The sequence below is a fragment of the Saccharothrix sp. AJ9571 genome (assembly GCF_021725495.1).
GTDB classification, from domain to species: domain Bacteria; phylum Actinomycetota; class Actinomycetes; order Mycobacteriales; family Pseudonocardiaceae; genus Amycolatopsis; species Amycolatopsis magusensis.
Genome location: NZ_CP091382.1, coordinates 5774918 through 5792347, shown reverse-complemented (window position 1 = coordinate 5792347; position 17430 = coordinate 5774918). Strand labels below are relative to the sequence as shown.

General features: G+C 64.8%; 15 protein-coding genes. 1 reads left to right on the top strand and 14 read right to left on the bottom strand.

From position 1 onward, the window contains the following. Positions 1–373: 373 nt before the first annotated feature. Together L3Q67_RS26830 and L3Q67_RS26825 are read right to left on the bottom strand one after the other, a co-directional pair. A complete protein-coding gene (locus L3Q67_RS26830; protein WP_499184241.1) occupies positions 374–1090 on the bottom strand; it encodes a DNA methyltransferase family protein in 717 nt (238 codons plus the stop codon). Positions 1091–1319: 229 nt separating this feature from the next. Continuing rightward, positions 1320–1925 carry a hypothetical protein gene (locus tag L3Q67_RS26825; protein ID WP_499184240.1) on the bottom strand — a complete coding sequence of 202 codons (606 nt, stop codon included), beginning with the start codon at positions 1923–1925 and terminating at the stop codon, positions 1320–1322. Positions 1926–2089: 164 nt separating this feature from the next. Between L3Q67_RS26825 and L3Q67_RS26820 the strand changes: the two genes are divergently transcribed. Further along, positions 2090–2404 carry a hypothetical protein gene (locus tag L3Q67_RS26820; protein WP_499184239.1) on the top strand — a complete coding sequence of 105 codons (315 nt, stop codon included), beginning with the start codon at positions 2090–2092 and terminating at the stop codon, positions 2402–2404. 158 nt (positions 2405–2562) lie between these two features. Here L3Q67_RS26820 and L3Q67_RS26815 read toward each other — a convergent pair whose 3' ends face one another. The 12 genes from L3Q67_RS26815 to L3Q67_RS26760 form a co-directional block, all read right to left on the bottom strand. Further along, positions 2563–2874 (bottom strand): hypothetical protein, encoded by a 312-nt coding sequence (locus L3Q67_RS26815; RefSeq protein WP_499184238.1) that lies wholly within the window; start codon positions 2872–2874, stop codon positions 2563–2565. Between the two features lie 789 nt (positions 2875–3663). Continuing rightward, a complete protein-coding gene (locus L3Q67_RS26810; RefSeq protein ID WP_499184237.1) occupies positions 3664–4743 on the bottom strand; it encodes a P-loop NTPase family protein in 1080 nt (359 codons plus the stop codon). A 57-nt stretch (positions 4744–4800) separates the two neighbouring features. Further along, entirely contained in the window at positions 4801–5421 is a 621-nt protein-coding gene (locus L3Q67_RS26805; protein ID WP_499184236.1) for a hypothetical protein, read from the bottom strand. Then, positions 5418–5834 (bottom strand): hypothetical protein, encoded by a 417-nt coding sequence (locus L3Q67_RS26800; RefSeq protein ID WP_499184235.1) that lies wholly within the window; start codon positions 5832–5834, stop codon positions 5418–5420. The genes L3Q67_RS26805 and L3Q67_RS26800 overlap by 4 nt, the downstream gene beginning before the upstream one ends. A gap of 19 nt (positions 5835–5853) precedes the next feature. Beyond that, positions 5854–6381 carry a hypothetical protein gene (locus L3Q67_RS26795; RefSeq protein WP_499184234.1) on the bottom strand — a complete coding sequence of 176 codons (528 nt, stop codon included), beginning with the start codon at positions 6379–6381 and terminating at the stop codon, positions 5854–5856. Positions 6382–7041: 660 nt separating this feature from the next. Next, entirely contained in the window at positions 7042–7452 is a 411-nt protein-coding gene (locus tag L3Q67_RS26790) for a hypothetical protein (protein WP_499184233.1), read from the bottom strand. Between the two features lie 126 nt (positions 7453–7578). Further along, complete coding sequence (locus L3Q67_RS26785) at positions 7579–10374, bottom strand: ATP-dependent helicase (protein WP_499184232.1); 2796 nt, start codon at positions 10372–10374, stop codon at positions 7579–7581. Positions 10375–10667: 293 nt separating this feature from the next. Beyond that, positions 10668–10883 carry a hypothetical protein gene (locus tag L3Q67_RS26780; RefSeq protein WP_499184231.1) on the bottom strand — a complete coding sequence of 72 codons (216 nt, stop codon included), beginning with the start codon at positions 10881–10883 and terminating at the stop codon, positions 10668–10670. Positions 10884–10979: 96 nt separating this feature from the next. Continuing rightward, positions 10980–12911: an ATP-dependent Clp protease ATP-binding subunit gene (locus L3Q67_RS26775; RefSeq protein WP_499184230.1), complete on the bottom strand. Its 1932-nt coding sequence runs from the start codon at positions 12909–12911 to the stop codon at positions 10980–10982. A 162-nt stretch (positions 12912–13073) separates the two neighbouring features. Continuing rightward, complete coding sequence (locus L3Q67_RS26770) at positions 13074–14759, bottom strand: vWA domain-containing protein (protein WP_499184229.1); 1686 nt, start codon at positions 14757–14759, stop codon at positions 13074–13076. A 111-nt stretch (positions 14760–14870) separates the two neighbouring features. After that, positions 14871–16109 (bottom strand): P-loop NTPase family protein, encoded by a 1239-nt coding sequence (locus L3Q67_RS26765; protein ID WP_499184228.1) that lies wholly within the window; start codon positions 16107–16109, stop codon positions 14871–14873. Positions 16110–16391: 282 nt separating this feature from the next. After that, positions 16392–17426 (bottom strand): hypothetical protein, encoded by a 1035-nt coding sequence (locus L3Q67_RS26760; protein ID WP_499184227.1) that lies wholly within the window; start codon positions 17424–17426, stop codon positions 16392–16394. Between the last annotated feature and the right edge of the window lie 4 nt (positions 17427–17430).

The following is a 17430-nucleotide window of genomic DNA, read 5'->3' as shown; positions in this document are numbered from 1 at the left end:
CGACGCCCGAGTCGTCTGCCTGTTGGGGATGTGACGCATCGGGGATGTGTCTCGTCGCGCGATGGCCCCACAGTTCCCGGTCGCCACACCGAGGTGTGGCGGCCGAGCAGCAAGACCGGTTACCCAAGGGCAGGGGCATCGGCCTAGCTCTTCCTGCCCGACTGCGACGGGGCTCAGGATCTCCGCTTCCCAAAACGACTCCTGGGGACGAACAAAGTCACCTTGCGTCTAGGACAACCCCTCGCCGGAGATCCCGGCCCAGTCGTGCGGCCGTCACGGCGTGTGCGATCGCGGAAGTCCGGGCGCCAGCGCCATCGTTGTTCGCCAACTTTGAGCACAGCACTCGCCGAAATGACACTCCGGCGAGCCGCGGTCAGCCGTCTCCTTCCTCAGCACCGGAGGCCGTGCCGCAGCGGATAAGCTCGGGAGCTGCGGCTTCCCGGAGCCGCATGTCCCATCCGTCCAGCACATGGACTGGGGTGGGCCACACGTCGCGCTCCTCGAGGGTGAGAACGTCACCGTGCACGACCAGCGCGGGGATGTGCAGCAGCGCCAGCTGGACGTAGGTCATGTGCACGGCCGTGATGTCGATGTCCTGCGTGGTGACGTGGATGGCCTTCTGGTAGTTCACGCCTGATCTGCTGAGTAGATCCGCTATGGCAATCACCATGCCACCAGACCCGCTGGTGGGCTCGCTAATGGTGATGAACTCCTGGGTCTGCAGACGGCTGACCATGTCGTCCGAAGTCATGCTCGCGGCAAGCAGGCTCACATCATAGGGCGTAAAAAACTGTCCAAGGTGCTCATTGCCGAGATCGAGACTCATGTACAGGTGTCCCAGGCCGTCCGAGAGCAGGTCGCTGAGTGCCATCGTGAGATGTGCGAGCGCCGCGGCGAATCGATTCATCTCCTCGGGCGTGTAGGTCGCGGCGATCGTAAGATACCGAGCTTCGCGCGTGTCGAATCCGTCTCGATCGACAGCGTTCCGGATCGTCAGGGCAGACAGCTCGCAGAAGTCCTGAAATACTTGAATAGTCCGTCGCTCTCCCGAGGCAGTGTTGGTCTCGAGGAGCTGTTTTATGTCTGGCACACAAGCGGTCCTCTCGGCTCTTGAATTTTTGGTGTGGTGTCGGAGTCGACGTACTGGCATGACGAAGCCGCTGATCGACAAGTCGAACTCGTAGTGCTCGGTGGAGTCAGGGAGGATCCCGCCCGCAGAGCCGGAACCAGGTGCCCGGGGCGTTCCCGCTTACACGGGTGGTGCACCGCGCACGAGCGCGGCAGCAGGTGGTGGACCGGGTTGGGACTGGGAATGACGCTCACCTCGGCTCGGACAGGTTCGGGTCCTCGCCGTTGACCGGGCGCCAGGCTGCGTCAGGGAGCAGGACGTAGCGGCCATCGCTGTCGGGCAAGTACTGGTCGGGCTGGTAGTCGGGGTGGTCGGCGTAGGCATTGGGGTGGATCACAGTGATGGTCGTGCCGTCGCGATACGCGAGTGCCTGCTCGTGGTCGTCGTGGTAACCGCGGTTGATGACGGCGACGGCGATGTCGGCGACGTCGCTCCGGAACCGGGGTCCGTCGTAGGTGAACAGCGCAGGGAGCAGCTGGTCCTCGGCGCCTTCGAGATAGACGCGGACTTCGCGGTGGCCGGTGGCTCGGCGCTCAGGGTGGGCCAGCAGGAGCGTTTCATGGTCAGCGCGGTTGGCGATGACATGGCGTGCGCGCAGAAACTGCTCGGCCTGGGCACGGCTGGAGAAATCGTGCAGGAACGGGTCATCGGCGTGGTCGTGGACGGAGCGGGCGAACCAGGCGGTGGCCCGGCCGTCGGCTGGAGTGTAGGGGCGTGCCCACGGTCCGGGCCAGATGTGGCCGATAGTGGCGCCGCTTGTGGCGGTGACGGTGTAGGGGTCGACGGGAATGGACACGGGGCCTCCGGGTGGCAATGGGCAGCGGCGGTTCATGGGTCAGCCAAGGGTGTTGGCGGGTGCGCGCACGGATGAGGCGACCTGGGGCATGACGTGGACGAGTTCCTCGTGGATTGGTCGGGTGGAGTTCAGACAGTGCGAGTGCTGAAACAACGGATTCGGCTGTGCTGCGGCAGCTGCCCAGTTCGCCAACACCGGCGGCACATCCGGCAGGGCGCGATCCCGGCCGCGCGCAGCAGCCTGATGACTTGGTGGGCGTCGGGGCTGTCGATGGCGGCCAGCACCTGGGTGATTGGCTGGAGTTCGCCGTGGCTGACCATCCCGCAGCGGGGCATACCGGGGATGGCGAGCCCGCCGCGGTGAATGCCGGGGTGGTGTCCGCCGGGGGCAGTAACGCCGATGATCGTGGAGCCGGGGCCGAAGCGTTCGGCGATCAGGGCGCGCACCGCTACGTCGGTGGCATCAGCGGGCAGCAATAGCGGCGCGGGGTGAGCGGGCATCGTGGTCTCCCGTCTAGGGGGTGGACATGGACGCGACCCCACCACGGCCGAACCACCGTGGCGGGGTCGCGTCAGGAATGAGGCGGTGACACAACGGGTTGCCGAATCCGCCCTCGGACTTGGCCGACGAGCGCGTCTTATGCGTTGTCCGCCGCGACGCGCGCGGTGTGGAACTCCAGCGCCTCGCGGGCGCGGGCGGAGCCGCACTGCTCCCAGCTCCTGATCTCGACGGGTGGCCTCTCCTCGCCAATCACCGTGGCCTTGCCCTCGGCGAGCAGGTCGACCGCACGCGCCTCGAGGGCGCTCGTCAACGCGGACCGGGGGTCGACGTTGTGCGGGATGCCGAGGCCGGCGTGGTCGACGGTGACGCACCACAGGGTGGTCACCTCCCGTTCGAGGAGCACCTGCCATTCAGCGCCGTCGGGCACGGGGATGTACTGGATCTTCACAGGCGTTGTCCTCTCGCGTTTACCGGATACTTATCGGGGTCCGCGATGCTCCCTCGGCCCGATCCCGGTCCCCGTACGCCGTCACCGAGGACGACGGCGCGCGGCCTAACGACAGGAAGCGGGTATCGAGCTGTACCTCTCTTGCCCCGGTGACGACGAAACGTCGAGAACAGCGACAAGGTGGGGAACGCGACCAATGCATCGTGCAACGAGGTACACGGTCGTTCGTGGACGAGGACGAGCGGATGAGAACACTCACCAGGCAGGAAGGGGCACCGTGTCACCGTCCGATTCCGCCTGTGCCAATGGACTACCCGAACCGCCGGCGGCCAGGTTGGCGTCAACGTGGGCCATGTACACGCCCAGCAGGAAAGCCGTGGCCTCAGCGGTCTTGTCGAATCCCGACCACCACCTGCACTGCCTGGTAGGCGAACCGGTCGCGATAGTGGCATGCCAGCTACCCCACCAGGACTGTGGTGGGTGCTTCGCACGCGGACTCCGGTATGCGATGTGCCCGATCAGAACCCGATTTCCCGTTGGGTCATGTGACCACACCTCGTAGGTCGCGCCGTCCCACACTGGTGTCGTGTGCCGCGTCCACGTCTGGGCCGCCCGCGTGGATCCATCCGTGATTTTCATCGGGCTTCACTTTCTTTCCCGGCCTCCCACGATCTCCGTGATCACCTATCGAGCTGATCGTCGTCCCTCAGGGACGTCGTGCCCGGAGCAGCGGTGCCGGAATGTCTCGCTATGTACCTTCCGATTCTTTGTTCCTTTCCATCAGGCACTTCAGAAGTCAATCGAAGGCTTTCGATGGCGGCGGATGACGACCGAGACGGCAGACTGTGGTTCGTCGTTCTCGGGCTTTTCGTCCCCGCCACGAGTGTCGCCGAGGACGAAGGCGCCTGCCGGGAGGACGTAGCCATCCTCGGTACGCTCTGCGTCGCGCAGGCGGAATTGCAGGCACATGTCGGCGTCATAGTCGTCGATCGACTGCAGGCTGTCACGGTCGAACATGTCGACGGCGCCGATGAGGACATCGGAGTCGCCGTTCCCCCAGATGACTCGGGCTTCGGCGAAGGATCCGGAGCGTTCCATGCGTTTGATGTTGAGTTCCCCGATCACGGCGAACGACTCCCCCAGCCGCAGTTCGAAGGCAAGGGCTCGCAGGTGGTCGAAGTTCAGGTCGTACTTCTGGGAGAACTCGACGACCTCGTCGACCTGAGAGTCGGGGATCCCGGGTACCTGGACGCGCAGGTAGGTGGCGACTGACTCGGGGCCTGGATAGCCGAACCGCATGTGGTAGTGGAAACGACCCGGCCGGTTGAGCATGTAGTCGTTGACGTGGCGCAGTTCGTTGACTGAGAGGACGTAGAGACGCTTGGTCGTGCTCAGCCCGTCGAAGAGGCTGAGGAACTGGTTCTGCGATTCGTCTTCGCCCCCGCTGGCGAAGACTTTCTCGAACTCGTCGAAGACAACGACAGTCTCGCCGAGCTTGTCGAGGAAGGAAGCCAGCCCCGGGGTCGAGTGCTGGACGAGGACGGTGGGCAGCGACAGCTGGTTGCGGGTCTGCTTGGCGAGCATCCGGATCATGAGGGACTTGCCCATGCCCTTGTCGCCGGACAGGATCACGCCCAGGGATCGGTCCATGGCCTCGTAGCCGCGGACGATGCGCTTCACGCGCTCGTCGTGGGTGCCGTAAATGGTCTCATCCCCAGGGGTGAGCGGATCGACCTGGCGGAGGGTGTAGCCGGTCATCTTGGAGAACGCGATGGTGTAGGTCGCCACCGGCAGGCGATCGTAGGTCTGCACGGAGTTGTCGTAGAGGCGGAATTCGCCGCCGGAGGCGACGATGGTGGAGGCGGGCATGCGTGCTCGCTTTCGTAGGAGGGTGCGAGTTTTGGCGAACGACGCTCCGTGCGGTGATCAGGCGATCTGCGGCGGAACGCCGGAGGGCTTGTAGATGCCGTCGGCTTCATCGAGCACGGACTCGGTGAGGGTGACGGTCGCTGACTTGAGGAGCGCTGCCAGCAGGGCCGCCAGATGCCGCTCGTCGGCGAGCACGAGTTCGGGGATGCAGCCGGGCGTGGCGAAGAACTGGCCGGCGCGCTCGATCAGGCTGTTCTGCCGGGTCTCCCTCGATGGGAAGTGCTCGGCGACGGCCTGGCCGGGGCCGTAGGTGGTGATGACGGAGAAGAGGGTGGCCGGAGCTGCGCTCTTCTCCGTGGTGGTGCTCATGTAGATCTGGACACCCCACTGGCGGCAGAGTTCGGCGAGGGCATCGACGACAGCGTTGGGCGCGGTACTCCACTGGTCTGCGCAGGCGTGGTACAGGTCGCGGATTTCGGCAGAACGAGGGCTATCGACTACCCGGTTCACGATGTCGGAACAGGTAAGAATCCCGACACAGACGCGCAGCCTGACCTCGGGGCTGTCGTAATGATCGTGAAAGACGATCCGACCGCCGTGGCCAATGATCAGGTCGTATGTTGCGGCCGGGTTTGGCGCGAGCGCGTCGGAGCCGGTCCGCGGGCCCATGGAAGTCACGCAGTACTCCCCTGGTCGCGAGGTGGGAAGCCTGTTTCGGCCGCGGAGGCGGGACTGACTTGTTCGGCAGCGCGTTCGGCGGCACAGGGGGCCGCGTCCCGGGTGCCGTGGTGGCCTGATCCGACGCACCAGTGCAGTCCGGCGAAGCTGACACCCCCTGGCTGGTGCGCGAGCACTGCCAGGGCGCGAGCCAGGGTGGCGAAGGCGTCGCCGGTGTGCTTGCCGCCGAACATGAGGTCGTCGCCGTGGGAGCCAATGATGGTGGCAGCCTCGGACGCCAGGCGCCGGCGTTCGGCTGCGGTGAGTCCGGCGACCTCATCGAGCGCGGTCAGCACCGCGACGGGCAGCATCGCTTCCAGTAAAGGATGTTGGGCCAATGGGTCGATGGGTGTGGGCATGATGTCGGTACTCACATTCTGCGCATCGTGGTGGCTAGAAGATGTTCGGCAGGCGCCAGGTGATGGGCCGGGTACGCAGCGGTCGCGCACCGACGTAGGAGGCGGCGACGTTGCCGTGGTCGATGATCACGTTGTAGTCAGCGAGCCACACAGCGAACCAGGGTTCGGCGGCAGCGCCCTGTCGGGCCGCGGCGTCGGGCGCCAGCAGCATGTTCGTGTCGAGCTGCGGCAAGGACGAGCGATAGTGATCAAGTCGACCACCGACCATCGGGCAGGACTGGACCGTGTACGCGGTGCACCAGGGATGCAGCGCTGGCTCGTTCGTGCAGTGGCGCGACAAGTCCGACAGGCGCATCATCAGCACCGCCCGGTCCTCGAGCGGGCGGCCGCAGACACCGCACCATCGATTGAGCACGGCGCGGCTCGCCCGATCGCGATCGACCGAGCCGAACAAGTATCGACCGTCGGCCTTACGGGGCGTGATCCAAGGCACGACCAGTCCGCCTACGACCGGAAGGTGCTGTAGCGACAACGGAATCGGGGGCGCGATGCCGTCGTTCATGATCTTTCTCCCGTCTCCGTGCGATTGGTCGTCGCGACATCACATGAGGATCCGTGCGCGGAGTTGAATGTGAGGAGATAGCGGTCAGTCGAACACTCGCGTCGTGGGCTGGCTAGGTGCTGTCTGACGGAATGTGACCTATGTGGATCGACGGCGGCAGCGTGATCCGCTCCGCAGCTAGCGCCTGTTGGAACTCCAGCGCGTTTAGTTCAATCGGTGGGGCACTGCCGAAGCCAAACTTCGTGGCGTCACCCGGACCCGTTACCTGTGGCGGGAAAGGCCGGGGAGGTGCCGAGCAAGAGCGGTTCGCACAGCGCTCTCACAGGTGGTCCACCCGTCGGTCAGGTACCGGTGCGTCTCTTCGTCGTCCCCGGAGTGGAGCGCCGGCGGGTGTGCGGCGGCGTCCAGAGCGTCGTTCACCGCATGGTGGTAAGCACGCAATTCGTCCACCATGGCGTCGAGGTCCGTGGCGGTCAGGAACACTCCCCGTCGTCCGGGTCGCCGTATCCGAGGATGAGGTTGCTGTCGGGCAACCGCCAGGTGTACTGCTCCAGGAAGTCGGCGACGCGCTGGGCGTTGGTCTTGCTCACGTCGTGCTCCGTTCGGTTTGGACGGGAAGTGGTGGGTTACTGGTCGAAGATCGGTTGCCCGGGTGCGAGCTCACCGGCTCGTGCCGTGGCGCTTCGCCGGCCGCTTCTCGGGTGCAGGCCGGTGCACATCGCCGGGGTGCTGGCGGGCGAGCCAGCCGGTGCGGGCGCGACGGCGCACCAGCACGGCCTGTTCGTCGCGGACGACGAACACAGCGCCGAACCCTCCGTCGTTCTCGTCGAGGACCTGTACGTCGTAGGCCAGCGCGCAGGTGGTGCACAGGACGAGGTGGTCGGTGTGCAGCCAGTCGCCGCGGAGTCGGGCGATCCGTCCGCAGCAGGGTGCGATCACGTCGAGCTGGCCGCCAGGTGCGGCCTCGGTGTAGCGGAGGGCCTGGACACCGGGTACGAGCCGGTTCGGGTCGATGTCGTCGGTAGCTTTGTAGGAGACAGGCCCGGTGGTCTTGCGGCGCAATGCAGCCATGACGAAGCTCCTTCGGGATTGCGCAGTCGCTGCAAAGGATCACGTGGACAGACATGAGAACCCGCAGGCGCGGGCGCTCACCTCAAACAGGAGAGGCGCCCGCGTGCCGTGCAAGATTGACCCCGGTCAGACGACCTGGGCGACCTGGTCGGGAGCACCGGTGGTTCCGGTCCCGGCATCGCTGTCCTCATCGGATAGCTGGGCCGGGTCGATGCCCAGAGCGCGCTGGGCGTTGTTCTTGTCGCGTTCGGTCAGAGCGTTGACGATCTGCTCGTAGCTGCTCTGGATCGGCGGGGTCCTCACCGTTCCGTAAGCCAGAACGTACTGGCTGTTCATCGCCCGGGTGAAAGCCACGTAGAACATCCGCTTCGTGTCTTGGCTCATCGTGGTGTCCTCTTTGTAGAGGACGACGACGTTGTCGAACTCCAGGCCCTTGGCACCGTGGATCGTCGAAACGATCAGATCTGCCTTGGACTCGAGGTTCCTCCGCTTGCGCTCCTGGTTCTTCTTCTTGTTCACATTCAGCTTCTGCTGGTTGCGCGTGATCTCAAAGGAGAGGAGGTTGTCACGGAGTCGATCGAAGAACACACGGTCGTGCAGGGCACCCTGATTACACAGGTTGACCATGCCGTTGATGACGGTGCTGTTCTCGATCCACCACTCAGAGATGGCGCGCAGGATCGCCTTCTCGACCTTGGGGTTGCTGGCCTTCTTCGTCAGTTTGTCCATATTGTCCTTGATCCCCTGAGAGACCACGAACGAAGCGTTGGCTGGCTGAGCCTGCAGGACGTCGTTCCAGAAGTACTTGATGTACTTCGAGAAGATGTCCGTGGCGTAGACCCGCTCGCTGACGAGGGAGGCGACGCGCCGGTCCGGATATGCCTCCTCCAGGAGTCTCTGGATCATGGCGACTTCACGGCGCGAGTAGGCCAGGAAAGCAACCTGTTCACCCCGATCAAGGCAGTGGTCCACATAGTCGGGGATGACCGTGTTGCGGATCATGGGTTGCAGGTCCTGGTTGACGAAGCTGGTCAGCCTGGGCACCACCCGATATTCCAGGGTTACTTTCTCCTGGAAAGAACCAGCAGTCGGGATGGCGAGCGAGTTCGCCTGCAGTTGGATGTTCGCGAACTGATTGGTCTCCAGCCCGCCGAGCACGACGTTCGCGAAGTCCAGGATCTCCTGGTTGCTCCGGTAGTTCGTCGTGAGCCTGAAGGTCGCGAAGACCCCCGAACTCTCCAGAGTGTTCAGTGCCTTCGGGTTCGCCGAGCGGAACTCGTACAGCGTCTGGGAGGCGTCGCCAACAACGAATAGGCTCTGGGCGTGCTTGGTGATGTACTTCAGCACGTAAATGAACTCGAAGACCGAGTTGTCCTGCACTTCGTCGATGATGAGGTAGCTCGACTGCACGTGAGCGGGCTCGGCCATGTCGTCGATCTTCTGGTAGCAGATGATGATCTGCAGTTCCAGCGAGGTCTGCTCGATGCGATCGAGCAGCGCGATCACCTCGTCGAAGTTGTTCTCGACGAAGGTGTTCAGAGCGGTGAACGCGCCGGTCTTGTTCTGGTCGACCTCCAGCAGTCGTGTGCGGAACTGCGCGGCGAACTGGCTGCTCGGGTAGAAGATGTCGATCGAGTTGATGATCGTGTCGATCGCTGAGACTTTGTGGGTCGGGTGGTTCAGCGAGTAGATGTCGATGAGCATTTTGGCGATGGTCATCGAGCCGACGTTTGGGTTCTTCTCCGTGATGTTGTCGGCTGCGGCGTTGGTGAACGACAGCACGGTGATGTCACTGGCAGGCACCCCGCAGGCCTCGAGGTACTTGATGCGCTGGAGGATCACGGTGGACTTGCCGGTGCCGGCGCCTGCCTGGGTCATCACCAGCGGCTCGTGCGTGGTGAGCGCGTCGAGCTGTTGTTTGGACAGGTGGGCAGGCAGCGCCGGAGACGTGGTCGGCTGTGGGGGGACGATCAGCTGGGCCTTGATCTGCTCGAGGTGGTCGAGCGTGTGGTTCATCAACAGGCTGAGGTTCTGCTTCGACAGCGTCGCCGCGGTCTGCTCGGAGTAGGTCTGGTTGAGCTGCTGGTGGATCTGGCGGTAGGCCTCCAGCGGGACGTTGTAGTTCTCCAGGTAGCGCAGCTGGATGGCGAGCATGTTCAGCTGTTCGTCGGTCGGGCCGACCGGCATGTCGGTGATGTATCGGCAGACCTCGTCGGAGACGGTCTCAGAGACCCAGGCCTGGGCCAGGCGCGTGATCCGCTCGTAGATCGGGTACTGGTTCATCCACGCCTCGAGGTCGTCGAGGTTGGAGCCGGTCAGCCCGTTGCGGCTGAGCACGTTCTGGATGAAGCCGCGAGCGTTCTCCATCGGGCTGGTGTCCCACTGCAAGACCACGGCAGCGTCGTGGTTGCCGTGGTAGCCGCCCGAGTGCGAGACCGAGGTCGCGCGCTCGGGCTCGCCGATTCCCTTCGTGAAGAGGAAGATCTCCATGCGGTACTGGATGACCAGGTCACGGCTGGCCCTGTCGCCGCTTTTGTCCTCGTAGAAAGTCAGGCCTTGCGGGGTCATGTCGAACACGACATCCCGATCCTGGTGCCAACTGGCCGACGTATCGACGACGAACCGGTCGTCCACGTGCGGGGTGGCCACGGTGAAGGAGCCACCCGAGAGCAGCGCACGGCGAGTGATCGGTGCGAGCGGGATAGTCGAGGTCGTGATGTGGTGCTGGGTCGAACTCTGTTTGAACTCGATGTCGTGATTGACGGCGTAGGCGGTGTTGGTGGTGTTGTTGATCGGCCTCAGGCTCTCGTTGAGCAGACCGGTCTTCTTACCCGATCCGGTCAGCTTCGAGGAGAAGAACTTCGGGTCGGCGGCTTGGCGCTGAGCGACGGCGGCCGTCGAGAGGTCGATGTCATCAAGCAAGATGGGCATGGTGTCGTCTTTCGTCGAACGGCCAATAGGTGAGCCGAGAGAGTCGAATCCCCGAGGCGTGCAAGCCTGCTGACCAGCTCGGGAACGGTCAGGCGATTGCGCGTGGGGCGTCGGGGTGCAGGGGTGAGCACGGGAGGGCTCTCGTCAGGCGACGAGCCCTCCCGTGCTTCTCTCAACCCACCCGTCAGGGGCCGTCAGGCCCCTGAGCCCAGGTCTGCGGCGAAGGCCAGTCAACTCCGGGCACCGCGCACCGCCCAGGCGCGCGGTCGTTCAACACCGGCGGCTCACCTGTTGGGTACGTGCCACGCGGGATCACCGAGATCGGCGTCCCAGGGGTTGGCCGCGACGAGAGATCCGTCCGGGTCGACCTCGATCAGGCCGAGCATCATCCCCAGGTCGCGGCACTCGCCTGCGTCCCGGGAGTAGGCGGTGAGGTTCGCTCGGGCGGTGTCGGCGAGATCGGCGGTCCAGTCTCGCGATCGTGTGCTGGTGATGGTCATCGGTGTCCTTGTCGTGGTGCGACGGTCGAGATACACGAGTGCCCCTGCACCGGGCTGGCCGGAGTAGGGGCACTCGATGGAGGTGCGGCCTGCTACTTAGTCGGTGGTCGAGGTCTCTGGCTCCCCCGCGAGCACGAGTGCCGGCGTCGCCGCGCTGCTGCCAGCAGGAGCGGCCAGCAGGAGATCCTCGATCCAGGTGCGCACCGCCCTGCCCGCGGGCCGAGCGCCTTGGGAGTCCACGTAGGTGCTCTCCGTGATCGCGCGAAGTGTGTCGTCGGGCATCTCTGGGGGCAGGGTGTGGGCCAGGCGGGGCTTGGCGTCCAGGATCCGCTCGCGCTGCCGGGCGTAGTCGGATGCCAGGATCTTCCGGTAGGTCTCTTCGTCGACGGGGTTGAACCCCACGACCAGTGAGAACCGGCCCAGGAGCTCGGCGTCGAAGTACTTCGTCAGGTCTCTGGTGAGGCTCTGGTGCGAGAACGTCTTCGGAGCCGACACGAACCCGATCGGCCTGCCGTCGAGCGAGTCCCGGGCGGCGTTGGTCGTGCAGATGACCAGCGCCTTGGAGAAGTCGAGCACCTTGCCGTGTGCGTTGCGGATGTAGCCCTCGTCGAAGGCTGACAGGAACAGCCGCTGCACGGCCTTGTCGGCCTTCTCGCATTCGTCGAGCAGGATCACCCGGTGCGGATTGGACTCGAGCGTGTCGAACGGGAGTTCCTGGTGGGAGTCCGATCCGACGTAGCCCGGGGGCGAGCCGATGATCTTCGCGGTCGACCACTCCGAGTGGTACTCGGTCATGTTGAGGATGATCGGCTCGGTGCCGGTCATCTGTTCTGCGATGATCTTCGCGGTCTCGGTCTTGCCGACGCCCGACGCTCCTGCGAGCAGCCATGTCATCGGCGTCGCCGAGGGGAACAGGTCGAGTTCCCGGCGCGCCAGGCAATCCGTGAGCTGGCTCAGCACGTTATCTTGACCCTGCAACCGATTAGTGAGCGTGGCGTGCAGCGTTGCGACGTCGAAGCGCGGGCGCTGAGCGTTGCCCGTCATCAGCCGCTTGGCCACGTCGAGCACACGGGTCGCCGTCAGCGGTACCTGGCGCAGGGAGCGCAGGGTCTGCACGAGCGCCGTGTCTCCGGCGTTCTCGGCCTGGACGATGAGCTTCTTCTGTTCCAGGACGCGATCGGCCATCGCTCGGTCGAGCAAGGTGATCGCGTTGTCGGGCCGGTGCTGGCCTGCCCGGGAGTTTGCCTCGGCGATCTTCACCGTGTCGGCCAGGACATCGTCGGGAACGCTGATCTGGTGGCGATAGTGCGCCATGAGACCGGGACGGACCGTGGAGATCACGGCCAGCGTCTGTTCGACGCTGAGCTCGTCGACAATGAGCTGGGTGAATCGCCGGGCGAAAGCCGGGTCTTCGTCGAGGGCGCGGGATTCGGTGGAGGTGGTCGCGCCGATGACCGACAGGTCGCCGCGGGCGAGCGCGGGTTTGAGGATTTGTGAGATCTTGCGGCTCGTCGGGTCGCTGTGGCTGCTGGAACCTCCGGTGATCTGGTGGATTTCGTCGATGAACAAGATGGCCTTGTTCCTGGGGTCCGAGGCGAACTCGAGGATCCCGTTGACCCTCTCCTCCAAGGAGCCGACGATCCCGGAGCCTGCGATGATGCTGGTGATCGGAAGCTCGTAGATCGTGTGGTCCTTGAGCTGGTCAGGGATGAGGGTGTCGCCGAGCGCGATGCGGCGGGCGATGTCCTCGACGATCTTGGTCTTGCCGACGCCGGCGGAGCCCTTCAGCAGCACGTTCGGCTTGTTCTTGCTGATCAGGACCGAGAGGACCTGTTCGATGAGCGTGTCGCGGAACATCGTCGGATCGGCGTTCTCGAAGTTCTTGTTGTAGTCGACGAGGAACTCCCCGGCGATGTCGATGGCGCTGCTACCGGCAGGCGGTCCTGTGGCCGGGAGGCCCGGAGGGTGCCCGCCGCTGCCGCTCTTGTCGTCGTCGGAGCCGCCCGACGTGAAGTTGCTGAGAGCCATGGGGGTCTCCATCGGTGGGTGCCGCCCGGGCCGCGGACACGCTGACCACGTGCGTCACTGCTCAAGCGGTGATTCGGGTGGGTGAGAATCGACCTCGGGCAGCAGCAGCGCCGATCCGGAGGTGCCGGATCGGCGCTGCTGCTGCTTCCTGGGGTGGCGGAGTCAGGCGACCATGCCGAGCAGCTTCTGCCGGATACTCCGGTCGACGTGCTGCATCGAGTCGGCGTACTTCTTGGCCATATCGACCATGGTCGTCCAGTCCATGGCCGAGCATGGCGCGTAGTACAGGTTCTTTGGGTGCTCTTCGCGCGTGGTTGGCGGCCACCACTGGAAGTCGGTGATCATCAGGCTCAGCTGGCGCTTGCGCTTCGTTGAGGCGTTGATGTAGTCCCAGACTTGTTTGAAATCGGTGCCACCGGTCACCTTCGGGACCCGGCGGAACTCCTTCCAGATCTGCCGCGTGGACTTGTTCTCCACCTTGAGCAGCGTTTCCTGGGACAGGATGTCGCTGAACGAGTTGAAGTACAGGTTGACGTTGAGCTTCTTGGCGATCCTGATCAGCATCATGACCGCCTCCTGGTAGTTCGCCTCGCTGATCGATCCGGAGGTGTCGATGTAGACGTGGAGGTCCGGCATGTACTGCGCGGAGGTGGCCCGTCCGGGTTTGTTGAAGTCGTCCGGGTTCCTGCGGTTGGCCTTGAGGAAGGTCGTCTTCGACGTACGGAACACGTTCTGCGACTGGGAGACTTTTCCCATGCGGCGCAGCACGCGAGTGATGTCCCGGAACAGGTCGAGCTTGCTCGGCGGCTGCTTGCGAAACGCAACCTGAGCCGACCGTCCGCCGGGCGGGCCCGCTTTCTGGTTCGCCGCCAGTGTCGCGGCGCGCGCGGCGGCCCTGGGCAGCGAGGTGAGTTTGGACAGCTTCGCGTGTGAGACGACTTTCACCGGCGAGGCCAGTGCCTGGCTGATGAGATTCCACTCCGTGGTGATCTTCGCTGCGGAGGCGCGGGCATGGGCCTCGACGTTGACCAGGACCAGGGATCGAGGGCAGAACAGTTCTCCGACGGTGAATGGCAGGACGCCGACGTCGATGGCCGTGCTGTTCGCTGCGGAGTGGGCTCGCTGCTGTTGCACATACTGCATGAGCATGTATAGGAGCAGGCGAGGGAAGGAGTGCTCGTCGTTGCCATCCGCGTCGTCCTTGCGCAGCAGCAGCGATTCCGTGAGCTCCTTGAGGCTCAGGGAAGCGAACTCGGTTAGCAGCCGGGTGGTGTCCGGCGGCAGCGCGCTCGACATCGTCTGAGTCTGCTGGGCGAGCCACGTCTTGAAGCTGTCGAACGCCGCGGACGATTGAAACCAGAACCCCAGGGTGTTGGGGTGGAAGGTGTAGGCGAGGGAGGCGAAGAACGTGCTCTCGCCGGCTCCGCCGGCGAGCAGGGCCTTCGCCGCGGGGACGACGTCGTTCTGGGCCGTATAGAGCACCCGGGTCGATGGCGCGGGCATCTTGTTGTGCTGACCGGCCTGGACGGCGAAAAGCTCACCCACGGGCAGGGGTGTCGCCGGGTCGTAGTCGACCAGGGTCTGCCCGAGCAGTTCCTTGGCGGTCCGCTCGGCACTGGTGTTCATGGTGTCGCCGAAGCAGTCCATGAGCAGCGTCAGCAGGTCGCCGGTCAGGTCGCGGCCCGACGAGTCGGTGATGGTCGCCGATGTGCTGGGGCTGAGGGGTTCTAGCAGGGGGTCCACGAGGGTCTGCTGGATCGCCGGCATGGGGTCGTAGTCGCCGGTGCACGAGAGGGTGTGCACCGCGTCGAGCACAGCAGGTTTCTGATTGGTGACAATGATCGTCATGTCGCGGTCTCCTTCTGCGGTCGTGAGGCGGCTGCGCCCATCACGGGGACGGCGGCACGCTCCCCGCGGGAATAGCGGGAGCGAGCGGCCCCACGACCAGTCGTGAGCGGATCAGCAGAAGGCCCGCAGGCTGGGCTCGAGTGTCCTGACCACCGGCGCGTCGACATCCAGGAATGCCTCCAGGTTCTGGCGATCGATTTGCTGTGTGGCCACCATTTCGATGAGCGTGCGCATGTGCTGGGACTCGATCTGCCTGGAAGCCTGCGCCAGCTTCTCGAGCAGGCGCGAGTTGTCGTCGTTCTCCTGGAGTGCGTACAGCAGCGAGCCCGACACCTCGTTTTCGGTCAGCCGCGCGATCTCCGATTCGAGATCGGTGACGGTGTTCGCGGCCTTCAGCTGCGCGTAGCAGTTCGGTTTCGGCACGTTCACGCGGTTCTGCTGGCCGCCTGAGTTCGACGCGAGGTCCTCGGCGATCACGGACACCAGCTGCGTGGTGAAGGTGGTGTCACCGGTGAAGGCCTCGAGGGTCTCGTTGAGCAGCGTCGTGTCGCGGTCGCCGATCTGGATCGCAGTCGCGAGGTACTCCTTCAGTTGCTGGCGATCGGCTTTGTTCAGCCATTTCGACAGCGTGTCGATGGTGCGTGGTGTGGTGAGCTGGTTCATCTCCTCGCCACCGTCGAACAGCTCGGCCATGGTGACGTTGTCGTCGCCATCGTCGGCCTGGCCGTCGGCGACGATCGCGTTGGGCATCGACTTCTGGAAGACCATGTTCGGGTATTGTGTGAGCACCTTCTTCACCCACGGGTTCATACCGTTGCCCAGGACCGACATGAGGGTCGCGGCGTCGGGTTCGACGTGGAAGATCGCGAAACGCGACAGGCTCGCCTCGTCCAGGGTTGTGACGTTGCCCTTGTCGTTACCGGCGACGACGATGCGGACGTTGTCGGGCAGTTCGACATGGCCCATACGGCGCAGCGTCACCAGGGTGAGCGCGCCGGAGGTCACGTCGGAGGTCGTGCGGTTGATCTCGTCGAGGAACAGCAGCGGCCACTCACGCGGGTTGGCCAAGGCGTAGTCGATGCATTCCTGGATTACCTGGTGGGGATAGAAGACCTGCTTGTAGCTCTGGGTGCCGTCGGACTGGGTGTAGGGCACCAGGCGCGCACCGGTGAGGTCGGCCTTGTCCGCCAGCTGGTTGCACGGCAGCACGAAGGCCTTGGTGCCCATCGAATAGGCCAGCGCTTCGACGAAGGAGGACTTGCCGATACCGGGCTCACCCATGAGAGCAGGAGTCGCACCGACCTCGAGGGCCTGCTTGACGAGAGTGGACAGAGTGTCGCTGAACTTCATGATGATGTCTTTCTGGTCGTGGGTGAGCTGAGCGAAGACGCCCGCCGACGCAGGCCGGTGGCGCGGACCGGTGCGGCGATTTCGGTGAAGCAAGAGGGTCAGGGTGGTTCGTTGAGGAACGTGCTGACGTGTGCGCGAAGATCCAGAACTCGCCGGCGACGGGCACGGGCGCACCACCCGGTCCCCGTGGCGACGGAGCACCGCTGCACGTCGCCACCCGATCGCGCTCCGCGCGATCCAGCCCGTCCTGTCATCCAACGACGGCACTCCGCGACGAAAGCCTCAGAGCAGGGACCGGACGACGTGCCGCGCACGCCCCTCTGCAGCCTCACGTTCGGCCACGAGTGCGGCCGCCCGATCCAGGAGGTACGGCCTGCCGTTGCGCAGCTGGCCGTGCTTGGGGCGGACGGGGATGACCTCGAGCGCTGCCCGGTAGAGCAGCCACGCCCGGTCACCCGCGGAGTACTGGGCGCCGAGGGTGCTGAACGTGCGCAGTGGCGTCTGCATCCAGTGATAGAGCGTGCCGAGGGCCGAGAACTCCCAGCGGGACAGGTCGTCGTTGAAGTCGCTCGGCGCGCGGAGACGGCCGCGGGCACTGAGCAGGGTCTGCTCGACGATCATCGTGCCGTGAGGTATGTCGGGCATCGAGCCCTCAGTGCTGACGGCGGCTGCCGAGACATTGGCGCTCTCGCGGGCCTTCACGGCCAGGTCGGCATAGAGGTCCTCGATGGAGGCTACTCGCGGCGGCCTGGCCGCGGCGGCAGCCTGACAGACTACGTGTTCTGGTACCGCAAACCTGGTGAAGGTCACCCAGTGGTCGAGCAGGATCTCGTACCAGCCGTGCTCCTCCCGCAGCAGGCGCTTGGCGGCGGCGACGGGGAAGTCGTGCAGGTTCGCGGGCACCGGCGTGACGAGGTGGATGCCGCGACCAGACATCGACAGCTCTGAGTAGAGAATTCCGGGCAACCGCAGCAGATCCGCGGTGGCCTCCGGTGGGCAGTGCGGTTCGATATCGATGACGACAAGACCGTCGGTCTGAGCCTGCAGGTAGAAGGCGGCGTTGCTGGCGCTGGGAAGCTCACACGTCAGCTCGTCGAGATCGGTCAGGCAGGCCGGTCCGATGGACCATGCGCCGCGGACGCGGCCGTGGTCGATCAGTTCGCGTAGGTCGATCGGCGCTTTGCGTTCGTCGGGGTCCTCGCCGATTTGTCCCGAGACGGTCCAGCGGCGGGCGCTTGCCAGCGCCCGAATCGCGGAGTTGTCATAGAACTGCGGGAACCATGCCCGGGGGTCGGCTGCAGGCATCGTGGTGCGCACGCTC

Coding starts and splice junctions, on each gene's coding strand:
- L3Q67_RS26765 (WP_499184228.1), bottom strand. CDS start 16,109: ATGAAGTTCAGCGACACTCTGTCCACTCTCGTCAAGCAGGCCCTCGAG.
- L3Q67_RS26770 (WP_499184229.1), bottom strand. CDS start 14,759: ATGACGATCATTGTCACCAATCAGAAACCTGCTGTGCTCGACGCGGTG.
- L3Q67_RS26795 (WP_499184234.1), bottom strand. CDS start 6,381: ATGAACGACGGCATCGCGCCCCCGATTCCGTTGTCGCTACAGCACCTT.
- L3Q67_RS26790 (WP_499184233.1), bottom strand. CDS start 7,452: ATGGCTGCATTGCGCCGCAAGACCACCGGGCCTGTCTCCTACAAAGCT.
- L3Q67_RS26810 (WP_499184237.1), bottom strand. CDS start 4,743: ATGCCCGCCTCCACCATCGTCGCCTCCGGCGGCGAATTCCGCCTCTAC.
- L3Q67_RS26780 (WP_499184231.1), bottom strand. CDS start 10,883: ATGACCATCACCAGCACACGATCGCGAGACTGGACCGCCGATCTCGCC.
- L3Q67_RS26775 (WP_499184230.1), bottom strand. CDS start 12,911: ATGGCTCTCAGCAACTTCACGTCGGGCGGCTCCGACGACGACAAGAGC.